The organism is Lachnospira hominis (ex Hitch et al. 2025) (assembly GCF_040096395.1).
GTDB classification, from domain to species: domain Bacteria; phylum Bacillota; class Clostridia; order Lachnospirales; family Lachnospiraceae; genus Lachnospira; species Lachnospira hominis.
On record NZ_JBBMES010000008.1, the window covers coordinates 19,314 to 35,388 of the forward strand.

At 36.8% G+C, this 16,075-nt stretch carries 19 protein-coding genes; 18 read left to right on the top strand and 1 reads right to left on the bottom strand.

The genetic code is table 11. The features are described 5' to 3' along the window. Positions 1 to 124 precede the first annotated feature (124 nt). From cwlD to WMO38_RS08650, 5 genes are all read left to right on the top strand, one after another. Complete coding sequence (cwlD, locus tag WMO38_RS08630) at positions 125 to 898, top strand: N-acetylmuramoyl-L-alanine amidase CwlD (protein ID WP_349162258.1); 774 nt, start codon at positions 125 to 127, stop codon at positions 896 to 898. A gap of 82 nt (positions 899 to 980) precedes the next feature. Beyond that, a complete protein-coding gene (locus WMO38_RS08635; RefSeq protein WP_349162260.1) occupies positions 981 to 2,033 on the top strand; it encodes an L-threonylcarbamoyladenylate synthase in 1,053 nt (350 codons plus the stop codon). Positions 2,034 to 2,051: 18 nt separating this feature from the next. Continuing rightward, a complete protein-coding gene (locus WMO38_RS08640) occupies positions 2,052 to 2,531 on the top strand; it encodes an arsenate reductase/protein-tyrosine-phosphatase family protein (RefSeq protein ID WP_349162261.1) in 480 nt (159 codons plus the stop codon). A 3-nt stretch (positions 2,532 to 2,534) separates the two neighbouring features. Beyond that, positions 2,535 to 2,963, top strand: a complete 429-nt coding sequence (gene rpiB / locus WMO38_RS08645) for a ribose 5-phosphate isomerase B (protein ID WP_021865235.1) — start codon at positions 2,535 to 2,537, stop codon at positions 2,961 to 2,963. A 23-nt stretch (positions 2,964 to 2,986) separates the two neighbouring features. Next, a complete protein-coding gene (locus WMO38_RS08650) occupies positions 2,987 to 3,472 on the top strand; it encodes a deoxycytidylate deaminase (protein WP_021865236.1) in 486 nt (161 codons plus the stop codon). Between the two features lie 105 nt (positions 3,473 to 3,577). Here WMO38_RS08650 and WMO38_RS08655 read toward each other — a convergent pair whose 3' ends face one another. Beyond that, entirely contained in the window at positions 3,578 to 4,066 is a 489-nt protein-coding gene (locus WMO38_RS08655; protein WP_021865237.1) for a ribonuclease FAU-1 family protein, read from the bottom strand. 204 nt (positions 4,067 to 4,270) lie between these two features. Between WMO38_RS08655 and WMO38_RS08660 the strand changes: the two genes are divergently transcribed. The 13 genes from WMO38_RS08660 to WMO38_RS08720 all read left to right on the top strand — a co-directional run bounded on the left by WMO38_RS08660 (position 4,271) and on the right by WMO38_RS08720 (position 16,049). After that, a complete protein-coding gene (locus WMO38_RS08660; RefSeq protein WP_021865238.1) occupies positions 4,271 to 4,576 on the top strand; it encodes an AtpZ/AtpI family protein in 306 nt (101 codons plus the stop codon). Further along, positions 4,560 to 5,015: an ATP synthase subunit I gene (locus WMO38_RS08665; protein WP_021865239.1), complete on the top strand. Its 456-nt coding sequence runs from the start codon at positions 4,560 to 4,562 to the stop codon at positions 5,013 to 5,015. Before WMO38_RS08660 ends, WMO38_RS08665 begins: the two co-directional genes overlap by 17 nt. Further along, the gene (gene atpB / locus WMO38_RS08670) at positions 4,978 to 5,709 is read left to right on the top strand and encodes a F0F1 ATP synthase subunit A (RefSeq protein ID WP_186836074.1); all 732 of its coding nucleotides are present in this window, start codon (positions 4,978 to 4,980) and stop codon (positions 5,707 to 5,709) included. The genes WMO38_RS08665 and atpB overlap by 38 nt, the downstream gene beginning before the upstream one ends. A gap of 39 nt (positions 5,710 to 5,748) precedes the next feature. Beyond that, positions 5,749 to 6,003: an ATP synthase Fo subunit C gene (locus tag WMO38_RS08675; protein ID WP_021865241.1), complete on the top strand. Its 255-nt coding sequence runs from the start codon at positions 5,749 to 5,751 to the stop codon at positions 6,001 to 6,003. Between the two features lie 75 nt (positions 6,004 to 6,078). Beyond that, the gene (gene atpF, locus WMO38_RS08680; RefSeq protein ID WP_186836073.1) at positions 6,079 to 6,612 is read left to right on the top strand and encodes a F0F1 ATP synthase subunit B; all 534 of its coding nucleotides are present in this window, start codon (positions 6,079 to 6,081) and stop codon (positions 6,610 to 6,612) included. After that, the gene (gene atpH, locus WMO38_RS08685; protein ID WP_349162264.1) at positions 6,600 to 7,148 is read left to right on the top strand and encodes an ATP synthase F1 subunit delta; all 549 of its coding nucleotides are present in this window, start codon (positions 6,600 to 6,602) and stop codon (positions 7,146 to 7,148) included. Before atpF ends, atpH begins: the two co-directional genes overlap by 13 nt. Positions 7,149 to 7,184: 36 nt before the next feature. Next, the gene (atpA, locus tag WMO38_RS08690; protein ID WP_186836041.1) at positions 7,185 to 8,690 is read left to right on the top strand and encodes a F0F1 ATP synthase subunit alpha; all 1,506 of its coding nucleotides are present in this window, start codon (positions 7,185 to 7,187) and stop codon (positions 8,688 to 8,690) included. A gap of 24 nt (positions 8,691 to 8,714) precedes the next feature. After that, entirely contained in the window at positions 8,715 to 9,572 is an 858-nt protein-coding gene (atpG, locus tag WMO38_RS08695) for an ATP synthase F1 subunit gamma (RefSeq protein WP_186836040.1), read from the top strand. A gap of 20 nt (positions 9,573 to 9,592) precedes the next feature. Continuing rightward, complete coding sequence (gene atpD / locus WMO38_RS08700; RefSeq protein ID WP_349162265.1) at positions 9,593 to 10,990, top strand: F0F1 ATP synthase subunit beta; 1,398 nt, start codon at positions 9,593 to 9,595, stop codon at positions 10,988 to 10,990. Between the two features lie 11 nt (positions 10,991 to 11,001). Beyond that, the gene (gene atpC / locus WMO38_RS08705; protein ID WP_349162266.1) at positions 11,002 to 11,400 is read left to right on the top strand and encodes an ATP synthase F1 subunit epsilon; all 399 of its coding nucleotides are present in this window, start codon (positions 11,002 to 11,004) and stop codon (positions 11,398 to 11,400) included. Between the two features lie 72 nt (positions 11,401 to 11,472). Further along, a complete protein-coding gene (locus WMO38_RS08710; RefSeq protein WP_349162267.1) occupies positions 11,473 to 12,291 on the top strand; it encodes a YwmB family TATA-box binding protein in 819 nt (272 codons plus the stop codon). A gap of 123 nt (positions 12,292 to 12,414) precedes the next feature. Beyond that, positions 12,415 to 13,557: a class I SAM-dependent methyltransferase gene (locus WMO38_RS08715; RefSeq protein ID WP_349162268.1), complete on the top strand. Its 1,143-nt coding sequence runs from the start codon at positions 12,415 to 12,417 to the stop codon at positions 13,555 to 13,557. Positions 13,558 to 13,571: 14 nt separating this feature from the next. Beyond that, a complete protein-coding gene (locus WMO38_RS08720; protein WP_349162270.1) occupies positions 13,572 to 16,049 on the top strand; it encodes a hypothetical protein in 2,478 nt (825 codons plus the stop codon). Positions 16,050 to 16,075: the final 26 nt, after the last annotated feature.

The following is a 16,075-nucleotide window of genomic DNA, read 5'->3' on the forward strand; positions in this document are numbered from 1 at the left end:
CCATTGACGGGGCTGCTTCACTGATATAAGTGGGCAGCCTCACAAAAATTTAATCATATTAAAGAAATAGAAAGAATAAAAATGTAGTAAAAAATACTCCTGAAACTATATGGAGGGAGCAGGATTGAATTATAAAAAATTAGTTACAGCAATGAGCGTAATGACACTGGCGGCGGTGTATACAGCAGCATGTATTGCATTGCCAAGATTGGTGAAAAATCCGGGGCAGGGAATCCGGACACGTAAAGATGTATATAGTAATGCAGACGCAGAAAGTGAAGATACAGGAATAAAGATTGATTTTACAAAGAAAACAGTGGTGATTGACAGCGGACATGGCGGTATTGACCCGGGGAAGAAGAGCGATAATGGAATTCTTGAAAAGGATGTTAATCTTTCAATAGCAAAAAAACTGCAGAAAAAATTGATTGATACCGGATTTAATGTTGTAATGACGAGGGAAGATGAAAACGGTCTATACAGTGAAAATGATGATAACAAGAAAATTGCTGACATGAAGAAACGATGTCAGATTATAAAAGACAGCAAAGCGGATATAGTGGTAAGCATACATCAGAACAGCTTCCAGAGCCAGGATGTAAAGGGAGCACAGGTGTTTTATTATAAACACTCTGTAGAAGGTAAAAAGCTGGCAGAAATATTGCAGGCTTCTTTTAAGGAAAATCTTGATTCTGAAAATAAAAGAGTTGAAAAGGCAGACAGCACATATTATATGCTTGTACATACATCAGCTCCGACAGTAATTGCTGAGTGTGGATTTTTGTCAAATCCGACAGAGGCATCACTGCTAAACAGCAGCGAATACCAGCAGAAAATAGCTGAAGCTTTATATAATGGAATAATAAATTATTTTTGTGATGAAAAGCATAATAATTGAAATATATAACAGCTGAATTGGGGTTTACACTCATATAAAACTCGGCTATAATATGTATACATTCTGAAAAGAGGATATGATTATGGATACTGTAATAAAAAAAATAATGCATGATGACAGTGATGATGAGATATATGAGCAGGCAGCAGAGATTTTAAAGAATGGCGGACTTGTTGCATTTCCTACAGAAACGGTATATGGACTTGGTGCGGATGCTCTTGATGAAAAGGCATCTGCAAAGATATATGCGGCAAAGGGAAGACCTTCTGATAATCCGCTTATTGTGCATATTGCTGATAAGAAAGATTTAGAAGTGCTTTCATGTGATGTAAATGATATGGCAGTAAAGGCAGCAGAGGCTTTCTGGCCGGGACCACTCACGATGATTCTTAAAAAGAAAGATATAGTTCCAGACAGCATAACAGGTGGTCTTGGAACGGTTGCTATAAGAATGCCGAGTCATCCTGTGGCTGCAAGGCTTATTAAAACATCCGGTGTATATATAGCAGCACCTAGTGCGAATATTTCGGGTAAGCCGAGCCCTACAAAGGCAGAACATGTAATTCATGATATGAATGGAAGAATCAATATGATTATAGCTGATGACACAGTGGATATAGGCGTGGAATCTACCATAGTCGATCTGAGTGAAGATGTGCCAACTATTTTGAGACCTGGATTTATAACTAAAAAGCAGCTTGAAGATGTGCTTGGAGAAGTGAAAGTTGACCCGGCTGTTATGGGAAATGTAGCAGATGGAATAGTTCCAAAAGCACCTGGCATGAAATACAAGCATTATTCACCGGATGCCAATGTGGTTATTGTTACAGGTGATTCTGATAAAGTGGTCGGCAAAATCAATGAATTATGTGAGCTTAGAAGAAAAGAGGGCAAACGTGTCGGCGTAATGACAGTCAGCGAGGATGCAGGATGCTATAATGCTGATAAGGTTGTAGATATGGGCAGCAGATGTGATGAGGCACTCGCGGCAAAGAATCTGTTTGCAGCACTTAGAAGTTTTGATGAAGATGGAATACAGTATGTATATTCAGAGAGTTTTCCGACTGATAATGTTGGCCAGGCGGTTATGAACAGGCTTATAAAAGCAGCAGGACATACAATTATCAAGGTCTGACGGGAGGCGGAACTGCTTATGAACACATATAATAAAATTATATTTGTCTGTATGGGAAATACATGCCGTAGTCCTATGGCGGCGACAATTATGCAGAACAGACTGTCAAAATATGATGTTATCGTAGAATCGCGTGGCATGGTTGTGCTTTTTGAAGAACCATATAATCCCAAAGCGGTTGCGGTTGCGGCAAGCCATAATATGATTATGCCAAGTAATAATGCAATAGAGATTGCCAATAATGATTTTGGAAAGGATACGCTTGTTCTGGTTATGAATGCCTCAATGAAGCAGAAACTATATGATTCATTTGACAGAGCAATTAATGTGTATACATTATGTGAATTCTGCGGTGAACCTGAAGAAGAAGTACAGGATCCATATGGAAAAGGTATTGAAGAATATAATGTATGTTTTGAACAGCTGCAGCATCTGGTTGATATAGCAGCTGACAATATTATAAATAATATAAAACAAAAAGAAGAAAAAGGAGAATAAAAAATGATAGCAATTGGTAGTGACCACGGCGGAATTGAACTTAAAGAGCAGATGATAGAGCATCTTAAAAAAAGAGGAATTGAGTGTAAAGATGTGGGATGTTATTCAAAAGAGTCATGTGATTATCCGGTATATGCAAAGAAAGTTGCCGGTGAAATTCTTTCTGGAGAATGCGAGCAGGGTATTCTTATATGTGGAACAGGAATTGGAATGAGCATGGCTGCAAATAAGATTAAAGGTATAAGAGCAGCACTTTGCGGAGATTGTTTTAGTGCACAGATGACAAAGGAACATAATAATGCGAATGTATTATGTCTCGGTGCAAGAGTAATTGGATCTGAACTTGCATTCAGAATTGCAGATACATTTATTGATTCAAAGTTTTCTAATGATGAACGTCATATCAGAAGAATAAATATGCTTGAACAGTAATATTGCAGATTGGAGGATTTTCAATGAGCGATAAAAGAACAGACTATATTTCGTGGGATGAATATTTTATGGGTGTTGCCAAAATGTCGGCACTTCGTTCCAAAGATCCGAATACCCAGGTCGGTGCATGTATAGTAAGTAATGACAATAAGATTCTTTCTATGGGATATAACGGATTGCCAAGAGGATGCTCAGATGATGAATTCCCATGGGCAAGAGAAGGTGCACCACTTGATAATAAGTATATGTACACAGCACACAGTGAACTGAATGCAATTCTTAACTATCGTGGTGGAAGTCTTGATAATGCAAAGATGTATGTAACGCTTTTTCCATGCAATGAGTGTGCGAAGGCTATAATTCAGGCGGGAATAAAAACAATTGTATATGATTGTGATAAATATGCTGATACGGCATCCGTTATTGCATCAAAGAGAATGCTTAATGCAGCAGGTGTCAGATATTATCAATATCAGAGAACAGAAAGAGAAATAACTATTACATTATAATTGTTAATGGCAATAGTAATATGCCGGTTTTGCAAGTCGGAAAAGTATTTTATAAACATGCAAAACCGGTTGCTATGAGAATATGATATTTAATTAAAAAATATCTTATATTTCTTTATCTTTTGAAAAATAACTGTCAAGTTTATATATATAATCTTTAAATGAGCCATCGTATATAATAGATAAAAGATTATTAAGGCGGTGAAGTGAAGCAGTCAAAAGGGATGTGCTTATTAATTCGTTGCTGCAGGCATCAGCGAGTTCATCAAGATCCACAACTTTTACAAATCCGGAATTTTCAATAATTACATCGGCAAGAAGGTCGGTAAATATATATTCGTCTTTCAGACTGTTATAATCAGTGTCTATTATATCGCAGTAGATATATTTCAGCTTGTTTTCAGATGTAAAAAACTTGCTTATTTTCCAGCCTTCATTAAGACAGTACATGGAGATTCCATGTGAGAATTCTGCTTTTGGATGAATGGTATTCCATTTTGTGACAATAATGTCTTTGCTGATATGAATGATGTGGTCGTTTTTTAAATGAAGACATTCATCTGGGATTAAACGTCGTCTGTATAAATCGCTCATGGTAATCTCCGTTCTATATATCTATATAAAATTTGGTATAAATTATCTGTTAAATTAAAATGAAAATTGTATTAAGTACTTATTTTAAGTGAATTATAGCAATATAAAGCTATAAATTCAATCGTTTTATTGATGTAAAAAAAATGGACTTATTTGATTTTAAATGTTATTATAATAGTAAACGAAATTTGAGAGGATATTCGTATGGGCTCTAGTGATAAGAATTCTGAGTATCGCAACATTATTTTAATTTCGCAGGTTGGCATATGTGTGATGATACCGATGTTTTTATGTATGGCATTGGGAATATGGCTTGATAAAAAGTTTGGAACATATTTTACACTTCCTTTGCTGGTTGTTGGAATAGCTGCTGGTGCGAGAAATGCCTATGTACTTGTTATGAATGTTGTAAAGAGCGAAGAAAACAGACGAAAAAAGCGTCAGGAAGACGAAATTAAGCGGAAAATTGAAAGGGCTAATCAAGAAAAAGAAAATGACAAACAGACTTAGAGATTTAAATGAGGCATTGCCTGAAATATTGGTAATAGATTTATTATATCTTATTATTGGTGAGATTGTTATATTCCTTTTATTTGAGAATCCGGCAAAATTTGCAGTTGGATTTCTGGCAGGGGTAATTTATGCCATTTTTTGTGTGTTGAACATGAGCTTTAAAGTGCGTAAAGTGGTATATGGAAAAGCTAATCCTAAAAAGTCATATCTGTTAGGTTATCTTTTGAGGCTTACGGTTATGATTGCCATATTTGCAATATTGTATCTTTGTGATATCGGAGATCTGCTTGCGGCACTTGTTGGAATGTTCATTATGAAGCTGTCTGCGTATCTGCAGCCGGCTGCCTTGAGAATATCGTCCAAAATACTAAGAAAAGGAGGAAAAGAATGTGGGGAGCATGGGTGTGACCTCGATGACCTCAATGATAGCCTGTGACAGCAGTTTTATGATTAAGTCACTCTATAAGTTCCGAATCCCGGGTATTGACTATGATTTCAGTATCAATACAACACATGTTGCTTTGCTTATAGTCTCTATATTTATTCTTGTTGTTGCTATAATTGCAAGAATTAAGATTAATAAGGCAGAAGCATCAGACACACCGGGATTTTTCCAGAATATAATAGAGCTGATTGTAGAAATGCTTCAGACCATGGTTGAAGGAATTATGGGAAAAAATGCGAACAAGTTTGTAAACTATATGTCTACATTGTTCCTTTTTATAATTATATCCAATATTTCAGGTCTGTTTGGCTTGAGACCGCCTACGGCGGATTACGGTGTTACGCTGTGTCTTGGTCTTATAACATTTGTACTCATTCAGTTTAATGGTATAAAGAAAAATAAAATCAGACATTTTACGGCACTGTTTCAGCCAATATGGTTCTTATTTCCTATTAACCTTATTGGTGAGTTTGCAGTTCCATTGTCTCTTTCATTGCGTCTTTTCGGAAATATTATGTCAGGTACAGTTCTTATGGGACTTATATATGACTTGCTCAACCCGTATACAATCGGTGGTGGAGCATTGCTTCATGCGTACTTTGACCTGTTTTCGGGATGCATTCAGGCATACGTATTCTGTATGCTGACAATGGTATATATAAATGATAAAATTGCCGACGAATAACGTACGGTGTAAAATTAATTTTAATGGAGGATTTTAAACATGAATATTAGTGGACAGGAATTTATCCAGGCTATGTCAGCTATTGGTGCAGGTATTGCTATGATCGCAGGTGTAGGTCCTGGTATTGGACAGGGTATTGCAGCCGGACACGGTGCTGCAGCAGTTGGACGTAATCCAGGAGCAAAGTCAGCAATCACTTCAACAATGCTTCTTGGACAGGCCGTTGCCGAGACAACAGGTCTTTACGGTTTCGCCGTTGCTATTATCTTAATGTTCGTTAAGCCATTTAAGTAAAATAACAATGAGATTACGTAAAATTAAAAATTGTCAGGAAGGAGGCTATATATTTTGAGTTCCTTGGGAAGTACAATGATAGCCCTGGCGGATGATGGCAGACTGTTTGGTCTGGATTACCAGCTTCTTTTTGATGCTTCAATCACAGCTATAAATGTATTTATATTATTTATATTACTTTCATTTATATTATTTAATCCGGTCAGAAATATGTTAAAAAAGAGACAGGATAAAATTACAAGTGACAGAGAAAATGCTGAGGCAGATAAGAAAGAAGCCCTTGCCATGAAGCAGGAATATGAAGCAAAACTTAAAGCTGCCAATAAAGAGGCAGAGGGCATTTTAAGCGATGCAAGAAAAGTTGCAAAGCATAATGAAGAAAAGATTGTTGCTGATGCAAAGCAGGAAGCAGCAAGAATAATTGCCAGAGCTAATACTGAGGCAGAGCTTGAAAAGCAGAAAGCAGCAGATGAAGTCAAGCAGCAGATTATTGCAGTTGCAAGACTTATGGCATCTAAGGTTGTGGCTGAATCTATATCAGAAGCAGACAGTCAGGCACTTATTGAACAGACTTTGAATGAAATGGGTGATAAGACATGGCTAAGTTAGCGGCAACAAAATACAGTGAAGCTATATTTGAGCTTGCTGTGCAGGAAGGACGAGTGGATGAGTTCTATAATGAAGCCGGAGTCATTCTTAAAGAGTGCTCAGAAAATGATGAGATTTCAAAGCTTTTAAATCATCCGAAAGTCAGCAAAGAAGATAAAGAACATTTTATAGAGGATACATTTGGAAGAGTTATTTCAAAAGAGATGACAGGTCTTCTTGTTCTTATGATTGCTAAAGACCGACATAAGGACATTGTTGAAACTCTTAATATGTTTATGGCAAAGGTGCTTGAATACAAAAAGATAGGCACTGCATATGTAAAAACAGCTGTTCCACTCAGTGAGGAACAAAAAGAAAAGGTATTAAAACGCCTTTTGGCAACAACGGATTATAAAGAATTCCGCATGAATTATTCTGTTGAGCCGGAGCTGCTTGGAGGAATGATTATTCGTATAAATGATCGTGTTGTAGACAGCAGCATAAAAACAAAATTAGATAAGCTTGCAGGAGATTTGAAAAAAATCCAGTTATCGTAAGTTTATACTTTAATAGAAAGAAGGTGCGTTAGTCTAATGAATTTGAGACCGGAAGAAATCAGTTCTGTTATTAAAGAACAGATTGAAAGGTATGCTACAGGCCTTGAAGTATCAGATGTAGGTACTGTAATTCAGGTTGCGGACGGTATTGCACGTATACATGGACTAGAGAAAGCAATGCAGGGTGAACTGCTTGAATTCCCAGGCGGGGTTTACGGAATGGTATTGAACCTCGAAGAGGATAATGTTGGTGCAGTTCTTCTCGGCGATTCACGAAATATCAGTGAAAAAGATACAGTAAAGACAACAGGACGAGTAGTTGAGGTTCCTGTTGGCGATGCACTTATTGGAAGAGTTGTTAATGCACTCGGACAGCCAATTGATGGAAAAGGACCTATCAATACAGATAAGTTCCGTCAGATTGAAAGAGTTGCATCAGGCGTTATTACAAGAAAATCAGTTGATACACCACTTCAGACAGGTATTAAGGCTATTGATGCCATGGTACCAATTGGAAGAGGACAAAGAGAGCTTATTATCGGTGACCGTCAGACAGGAAAGACTGCTATTGCTGTTGATACAATTATCAACCAGAAAGGTCAGAACGTAAAATGTATCTATGTAGCAATTGGACAGAAAGCGTCTACAGTTGCTAACATAGTTAAGACTCTTGAAGAAAATGGTGCTATGAGTTATACAACAGTTGTAGCTTCTACAGCAAGTGAGCTTGCACCATTACAGTATATTGCACCATATTCAGGATGTGCAATTGGTGAGGAATGGATGGAACAGGGACAGGATGTTTTAGTTGTTTATGATGACTTGAGTAAACATGCTGCCGCATATCGTACACTTTCATTGCTCCTTAAAAGACCACCAGGACGTGAAGCTTACCCTGGTGATGTATTCTATCTTCATTCAAGACTTCTCGAAAGAGCTGCCAGAATGTCAGATGAGTACGGCGGAGGTTCTCTTACAGCACTTCCTATTATTGAAACACAGGCAGGAGATGTATCTGCGTACATTCCTACAAATGTAATTTCAATTACAGATGGACAGATTTATCTTGAGACAGAGATGTTCAATTCAGGTTTCAGACCAGCTGTTAATGCCGGTTTGTCAGTATCACGAGTTGGTGGTTCTGCACAGATTAAGGCTATGAAGAAGATTGCGGCTCCTATTCGTACAGAGCTTGCCCAGTACAGAGAGCTTGCATCATTTGCACAGTTTGGTTCAGAACTTGATGCTGATACAAAGGAAACTCTTGCACAGGGTGAAAGAATCAGAGAGATGCTTAAACAGCCACAGTATAAGCCAATGCCGGTTGAATATCAGGTAATAATCATCTATGCCGTTACAAAGAAATATGTTATTGACATAGATGTAGACAGAGTTATAGATTTCCAGGATGGATTATTTGAGTTTATTGATACTAAATATCCTCAGATACCGGAGAAAATCAAAGAGACAAAGGTACTTGATGAAGAGACAGAAAAAGAGCTTATCAGTGCTATAGAAGCATTTAAAAAGACATTTAAATAAAACAGTGGATGGAGGTAATGGATTATGGCCTCAATGAGAGACATAAAAAGACGTAAAGACTCGATTCAGAGTACCGGTCAGATAACTAAAGCCATGAAACTCGTTTCCACCGTTAAGCTGCAAAAAGCTAAAGGAAGGGCAGAGAATACAAAACCATATTTCGATTTGATGTATGAGACAGTCCAAAGTATTCTGGCAAAGTCAGGACACATTAACCATAAGTATCTTAAAGAGTCAGAATCTGACAAAAAAGCTGTAATTGTGGTTACTGCAAACAGAGGTCTTGCCGGCGGTTACAATTCCAACATAACCAGAATGATTATTGATGAAGGTTTTACTAAGGAAAATACCGTTGTATATGCTGTCGGTAAAAAAGGACGTGAATTGCTTGAAAGAAAAGGATATGAAATAAAAGCTGATTATTCTGAAGCAATTAATGACCCTATTTACAAAGATGCGAAAGAAATTTGTGATGATGTGCTTTCAGCATTTGCAGATGGTGAGGTAGGAGAAATTTATCTTGCATATACAGTATTCAAAAATACAGTTGTGCATGAACCTCAGTTAATCAGACTGCTTCCTGTAGAGGCAGATGATGCCGCACATGAAACAGACGGAAGTGAAGCACTTATGACATATGAACCAAGCGAGGAAGAAGCACTTGATATGATTATTCCCAAGTATGTATGCAGCCTGGTTTATGGTGCACTTATTGAGTCTGTTGCAAGTGAAAATGGTGCCAGAATGCAGGCAATGGATAGTGCAACAAGCAATGCAGAAGAGATGATTTCAACTCTGTCGCTTAAGTACAACAGAGCCCGTCAGGCATCTATTACGCAGGAGCTTACTGAAATTATTGCGGGCGCTAATGCTATCGAATAAAAATATGGAGGCTAGATTAAATGGCAGAGAAAAATATAGGTAAAATTACCCAGATTATCGGTGCCGTTTTGGATATAAAATTCCAGAATGAGATGTTGCCAGAGATTAACTCAGCGATTAACATTACAAGAAGTAATGGTGAGCGTCTGGTTGTCGAAGTTGCCCAGCATCTCGGTGATGATACAGTAAGATGTATTGCCATGGGACCGACAGATGGTCTTGTCAGAGGAATGGATGCAGAAGCTACAGGTGCTCCAATATCTGTTCCTGTTGGTGAGAACACATTGGGAAGAATGTTTAATGTACTCGGTGATCCAATTGATAACAAGCCGGTACCTGAGACAGAAGAATATATGCCGATTCACAGAAAGGCACCGGCATTTGAAGAGCAGTCAACATCTACAGAGATGCTTGAAACAGGTATCAAGGTAGTTGATCTTCTTTGTCCTTATCAGAAGGGTGGTAAGATAGGTCTTTTCGGTGGTGCCGGTGTTGGTAAGACGGTACTTATTCAGGAACTTATCAGAAATATTGCTACAGAGCATGGTGGATACTCAGTATTCACAGGTGTTGGTGAGCGTACAAGAGAGGGTAATGACCTCTACTATGAAATGAAGGAATCAGGCGTTATCGAAAAGACAACAATGGTATTCGGTCAGATGAACGAACCACCTGGAGCCAGAATGAGAGTAGGTCTTACAGGACTTACAATGGCTGAGTACTTCAGAGATAAAGGTGGAAAGGATGTGCTTCTTTTCATTGATAATATTTTCAGATTTACACAGGCCGGTTCAGAAGTTTCAGCACTTCTTGGACGTATGCCTTCAGCCGTAGGTTACCAGCCTACACTTCAGACTGAAATGGGTGCATTACAGGAGAGAATCACATCTACAAAGAATGGTTCAATCACATCCGTTCAGGCTGTATATGTGCCGGCCGATGACTTAACTGACCCGGCACCTGCTACAACATTCGCACATCTTGATGCTACAACAGTTCTTTCCCGTTCTATTGTAGAGCTTGGTATTTATCCGGCTGTTGATCCGCTTGAATCAACATCAAGAATTCTTGACCCAAGAATTGTTGGTGAAGAACATTATCAGGTTGCACGTCAGGTACAGGAGATTTTACAGAAGTATAAGGAATTACAGGATATTATTGCAATTCTTGGTATGGATGAACTTTCAGAAGATGATAAGCTTGTTGTATCAAGAGCAAGAAAAGTTCAGCGTTTCCTTTCACAGCCATTCTTTGTGGCAGGCCAGTTTACAGGTCTTGAAGGAAGATATGTGCCTATTAGTGAGACAATTCAGGGCTTTAAAGAAATCATTGAAGGTAAATATGATGATATTCCTGAAGGATATTTCCTTAACTGCGGAAATATAGACGATGTTCTTGCTAAGGTTAATAAAGCCTGAAAGGAGCATATATGGCAGATAGATTTACGCTAATAGTCAACACACCTGACAGAGAATTTTATCGCGGTGATGTGACAATGCTTGAATTGACTACAAGTGAAGGCGATATTGGCATATATGCTGGACATATTCCGCTCACAGCTGTAATTGTTCCGGGCGTTATGACAATACACACTGATGAAGGCATTAAAAAAGCTGCTGTTCATGGTGGTATAATCGAAATTTTGCAGTCACAGGTAAATGTGCTTGCAGAAGTTGCCGAGTGGCCTGAAGAAATTGATGTAAACAGGGCTAACGAAGCAAGAATACGTGCTGAGAGAAGATTAAAGAGCAGCGATGCAGATGTAAATATTGTAAGAGCCGAGATGGCACTCAAGCGTTCACTTGCCAGAATTAATGCTGTAGATTAATAATACAGTTAATTTTATGAATAAACCTCCCGGGAGTGGTAATAATCCAATTATCACTTCAGGGAGGTTTTTATGTTAAAAGATATATTTTGTTATATAAAAATGAGTATAAGAGGAGAACTTGAAACGGATGGTGGTAAAAAGAAAATAAAATATCCTTTTCAGAAAATAGCAATAGTAATAGCACTTGCATTATGGACTATAACTGCAATCAACATATTATATTCAGAAAGTGCTTTAAGTGGTGAAGAAAGAATTATAAGTGCATTTGGAAGGCAGACATATTCGGATGTGTCATCATCAGTCAGTGCATATGGAAAATATGGTGATATCAGCATATCTGATAGTGCCAAAAAACTTATTTTAGAGAATATTGCAGAAAAAATCGGGATAAATCACTATATGATAAGTGATTTGGTGGATGAGGAGTATAATTCAGTTAAGACTTTGAGCCAGACATCTGTCAATGGTGATGTTATCCTGAAATTTATAACCCATGATGAGGATAAGCAGTATATTTATATCGGAATTACATTAAAAAATGGAATTGAATCAGCATTTACATACGAAAAAATTGTAAAGCAGATTTTAAAAGACCTTGAAATGACATCTGCTGTAAATGTCAATCTTAAAGGTGAAATAAATGGTAAACTTGATATTCAGGAAAAAAATGCACTTGCAGATTCACTGCTTGGAGAAGTGGGAGCAAAAATTGTTACGCAGAACAGAACAGATGATTTATATGTAATTTATGGTTATGATGATGAAATAGATGAGTATATTAATGTCGGAAGAGGGAAAGTCAATGTGTGTATTTCGGTAAATTATGATGAGATAGAAGATGTCACCTGTGTCTATTTCTCAACGCCAATGAATAATCAGGATTTTTAAATAAAAAAGTATAAAAACACAGATATAAAATATAGATATAAAAATTGTTTTATATTGCGGTTTTTTACTGAACGGATTACAATATAAAAGAGTATGTACATTGAAATGGAGATAAATACGCATATGAATTTACATGAATTATTTGATAAATGTCTGAATAAAAATTTAATTGATTTGACTATAAGCGGAAGAAAAGATAAATTGCAGGATGAGGTATCAAAAGTGAAGATTCGTCCTGTTATAATAAAAAACAACCTGTTATTTCAGGTATCTGAATACAAAGGAACAAAAGTTTACCATGACAATTACAGTGAAGCTGATGTCAGGAATTATATAGAAAAGATGATGACTGATAATTTTAAGCAGGCACAGTTTAAGATGACTGATGCAGATGCACAGGTTTTATCAGGAAAAAATTCAAATATGACAATTAAGTACAAAAAGAGCTGTGAAGTACGATGTCAGAAAGAATTGTCACATAACAGAAATAAAAAATATATTCTCGAGGAAGGCAAAAAGGTGGATTTTCTTGTAGACCTCGGAGTAATGACAAAAGAGGGTAAAATTGTTAATCAAAGATATGATAAATACCGCCAGATTAACAGATTTCTTGAGTTTATCGAGGATATACTGCCGGAACTTGACAGTACAAGAGAACAGACAATAATAGATTTCGGATGTGGAAAATCATATCTTACATTTGCAGTATATTATTATCTTAAAGTTTTAAAAGGCATGAATATAAGGATAATAGGTCTTGATTTAAAAGAAGATGTTATAAAAGAATGTAACAGGCTTGCAAAGAAATATGGATATGAAAAGCTTGAATTTCACGTAGGAGACATAGCTTCATTTAAAGATGTTGAACATGTTGACATGGTTATAACACTCCATGCATGTGATACAGCAACAGACTATGCACTTGGAAAAGCGGTAAAATGGGGTGCTAAGGTTATATTGTCAGTTCCATGCTGTCAGCATGAAGCAAATGGACAGATTAAATCAGAACTCTTATCTCCGGTATTCAAGTACGGAATTTTGAAAGAGAGGATGGCGGCAATATTTACAGATGCAATAAGAGCTGACATTCTTGAGGCAAACGGATACCAGACTCAGATTCTTGAGTTTATAGATATGGAACATACACCAAAAAATCTTCTGATAAGGGCTGTCTATACAGGAAAGAAGAACGGGGAAGCGGCAGAAAAGCTTAAAAAGATGGAGTCAGAGCTTAATCTTGACCTGACGCTTAACAAACTTTTATAAGAAAGGTGTAATTTATGAAAAATAAAAGTTTTTCAGGAAAATATATATTATATGTCATAATATTTATGGTTACTGCTATAGTGACATTTATATCAATGCATTATAAGACGGAGAGTGCCGCATCAGTTCTTATGTCAGAAGCAACACTTCCGGTTGTCATGGCAAAGACAGAAGCGGGAACACTTTATAATGCAATGCATGGATATACATGTGAAATTGATTATTCAAGACTTTCAACGGATCTTACACTGCTCCCGTCAGATAAAAAGCTTGCTATTGCAATTGATACATATGGTGAAAGTGTATCCTCAATATCATACAAAATCAGAGATTCAAGAGATATGTCGCTTATCGAGAGTACGAAAGTTGAAAACTTTGACAGTTCACCGTCAAGAGTAGAGGCTGTGCTTAACATAAAGAATCTTATTTCAGATGAAGTTAAGTATATTCTTGAGATTACGCTTAATACGAAAAATCATGAAAATGTATATTACTACACTACTGTTGTGAGTGGAATGAGCGATGGTATTCAGGAAAAACTTGATTATGTAATAGAATTTAACAAAAATACTTATGATGCATCAAATGTTAATGAAATTAGTAAGTATCTTGAGACAACTGCATCTGCTGACAATTCAAATTATGGAAAGATTAATATTTATAACAGTCTTGATCAGGTAAGATGGGGGGATCTGCATCCGTTTATCGAAAGTAATATCATACCATCGCTGTATGAGTCTGATGGTGATACTGCGGTTATTGCAATGGATTACACGGTTGGTGCCGGCAATGATAATGATTCATATGACACATACACAGTTCATGAATATTACAGAATAAGAAAAACGACAAGGGCAATGTATCTTCTTAATTTTGAGAGGGAATCAAATCAGGTATTCGATGGGAGAAATGATTTGCTCTCAAGTGGAAAAATCAATCTCGGAATACAGCCTGATTCTGATATAGAACTGATGGATGATGACAAGAATAACTACACATATTTTGAAAATGAGGGAAGTCTCTGGTGCTATGACAAGAGCAGCAATACATTTACAAAAGTATTTGCATTTGCATCTGATGACACAGATAACATAAGAGAGCGTTATGAAAGACATAAAATTAAGATTCTTGATGTCACAGAAGATGGAAATGCACAATTTATTGTATATGGATACATGAACAGGGGTATACACGAAGGTGCAACAGGTGTTTCACTTTACAGTTATAATTATGTTTCAAATGAAACAGAAGAGCTTTTGTTTATTCCGGTAAATATGTCATATGAAGCTTTGTGTGAGACTGTCGGAGATGTGGCTTATGTCAGTGATGACAGATCATTTTATATTGTTTTAAATGATACAATGTATTCAATTTCGCTGGACAGCAGGGAAGTTATGACAGCTGTTGATAAAATGTCTAAAGGCACATATAAAGTTTCAGGAAACGGACGGATAATAGCTTACAGTACCAATGGAGAACTTTATAATACTGACAGCATCAGGGTATTTAATATGGAGAGAGCCAATGATTATACAATAGATGCACCGCCCGGCGATAAGCTTATGGTTCTCGGATATGTTAATACAGATCTTATATATGGTATTGCACACAGCACTGATATTATAAATGATGAAAATGGTATTACTACATTTCCGATGTATAAAGTCTGCATAATGAATGAAGGTTATGAACTTATAAAAGAATATGAGCAGGATGGAGTATATGTAAGCAGTGCGAACGTTGACGGATTAAGAATTAATCTTGACAGAGTTGCTAAGAGTGATTCGGGTTATTCGGCTGTTTCAGTAGACCAGCTTATCAATAAAGATGAAAATAATACGAGTGAGCATGCATCATTTGATATAATATCTACTTCATTAAGAAAAGTAGAACAGGTTATTGTGCTTCCAAAAGGCGGTGGGAAGCCTGACTCGGTCATAACAAGAGCTGCAGGTTCTGTTGAGTATAAGGAAAACAGGACGATTGATATTAATGATATTCATATCGGTACATGTGAACGCTATAATGTTATAGGAAAAGGCAGATATTATAGCTCATATGACGATGCTGATAAAGCAATTATTGCGGCGGCAGGTAATTACGGTAATGTTTATGATGGAGAAAATAATATTATCTGGAAGAGATTTAAGACATCTTCATATATGATAAAAGGCTTTAGTTTATCGTCATCATATGGCAATTCATATGCGGCAGCTTCACATGCTGTTGAAAGCTTTATGGGAAGCGATAAGAATCTTACAAGGCTGACTTTGAAAGGTATTTCATTTGAAAATGCATTGTCATTTGTAAGTGATGGAAAACCTGTAATAGCAAAGACTGACGATGGTTATGTTGTAATAACAGCATATGATACGTCAAATGTGACATATATTGATGCTTCAACAGGAAGTGAAGTAACACAGACGCAGGCGAATGCGACAAAATTATTTACGCAGGCTGGCAATATTTATGTGACATATTATAAGAAATAAAGGTCAATATGTAAGTTATAGAGGTG

Bases quoted from the DNA above. Each gene is read 5' to 3' on its own strand.
- WMO38_RS08635 (WP_349162260.1), top strand. From the start codon at position 981: ATGGATACTGTAATAAAAAAAATAATGCATGATGACAGTGATGATGAG.
- WMO38_RS08640 (WP_349162261.1), top strand. From the start codon at position 2,052: ATGAACACATATAATAAAATTATATTTGTCTGTATGGGAAATACATGC.
- rpiB (WP_021865235.1), top strand. From the start codon at position 2,535: ATGATAGCAATTGGTAGTGACCACGGCGGAATTGAACTTAAAGAGCAG.
- WMO38_RS08650 (WP_021865236.1), top strand. From the start codon at position 2,987: ATGAGCGATAAAAGAACAGACTATATTTCGTGGGATGAATATTTTATG.
- WMO38_RS08655 (WP_021865237.1), bottom strand. From the start codon at position 4,066: ATGAGCGATTTATACAGACGACGTTTAATCCCAGATGAATGTCTTCAT.
- WMO38_RS08660 (WP_021865238.1), top strand. From the start codon at position 4,271: ATGGGCTCTAGTGATAAGAATTCTGAGTATCGCAACATTATTTTAATT.
- WMO38_RS08665 (WP_021865239.1), top strand. From the start codon at position 4,560: ATGACAAACAGACTTAGAGATTTAAATGAGGCATTGCCTGAAATATTG.
- atpB (WP_186836074.1), top strand. From the start codon at position 4,978: ATGGGTGTGACCTCGATGACCTCAATGATAGCCTGTGACAGCAGTTTT.
- WMO38_RS08675 (WP_021865241.1), top strand. From the start codon at position 5,749: ATGAATATTAGTGGACAGGAATTTATCCAGGCTATGTCAGCTATTGGT.
- atpF (WP_186836073.1), top strand. From the start codon at position 6,079: ATGATAGCCCTGGCGGATGATGGCAGACTGTTTGGTCTGGATTACCAG.
- atpH (WP_349162264.1), top strand. From the start codon at position 6,600: ATGGCTAAGTTAGCGGCAACAAAATACAGTGAAGCTATATTTGAGCTT.
- atpA (WP_186836041.1), top strand. From the start codon at position 7,185: ATGAATTTGAGACCGGAAGAAATCAGTTCTGTTATTAAAGAACAGATT.
- atpG (WP_186836040.1), top strand. From the start codon at position 8,715: ATGGCCTCAATGAGAGACATAAAAAGACGTAAAGACTCGATTCAGAGT.
- atpD (WP_349162265.1), top strand. From the start codon at position 9,593: ATGGCAGAGAAAAATATAGGTAAAATTACCCAGATTATCGGTGCCGTT.
- atpC (WP_349162266.1), top strand. From the start codon at position 11,002: ATGGCAGATAGATTTACGCTAATAGTCAACACACCTGACAGAGAATTT.
- WMO38_RS08710 (WP_349162267.1), top strand. From the start codon at position 11,473: ATGTTAAAAGATATATTTTGTTATATAAAAATGAGTATAAGAGGAGAA.
- WMO38_RS08715 (WP_349162268.1), top strand. From the start codon at position 12,415: ATGAATTTACATGAATTATTTGATAAATGTCTGAATAAAAATTTAATT.
- WMO38_RS08720 (WP_349162270.1), top strand. From the start codon at position 13,572: ATGAAAAATAAAAGTTTTTCAGGAAAATATATATTATATGTCATAATA.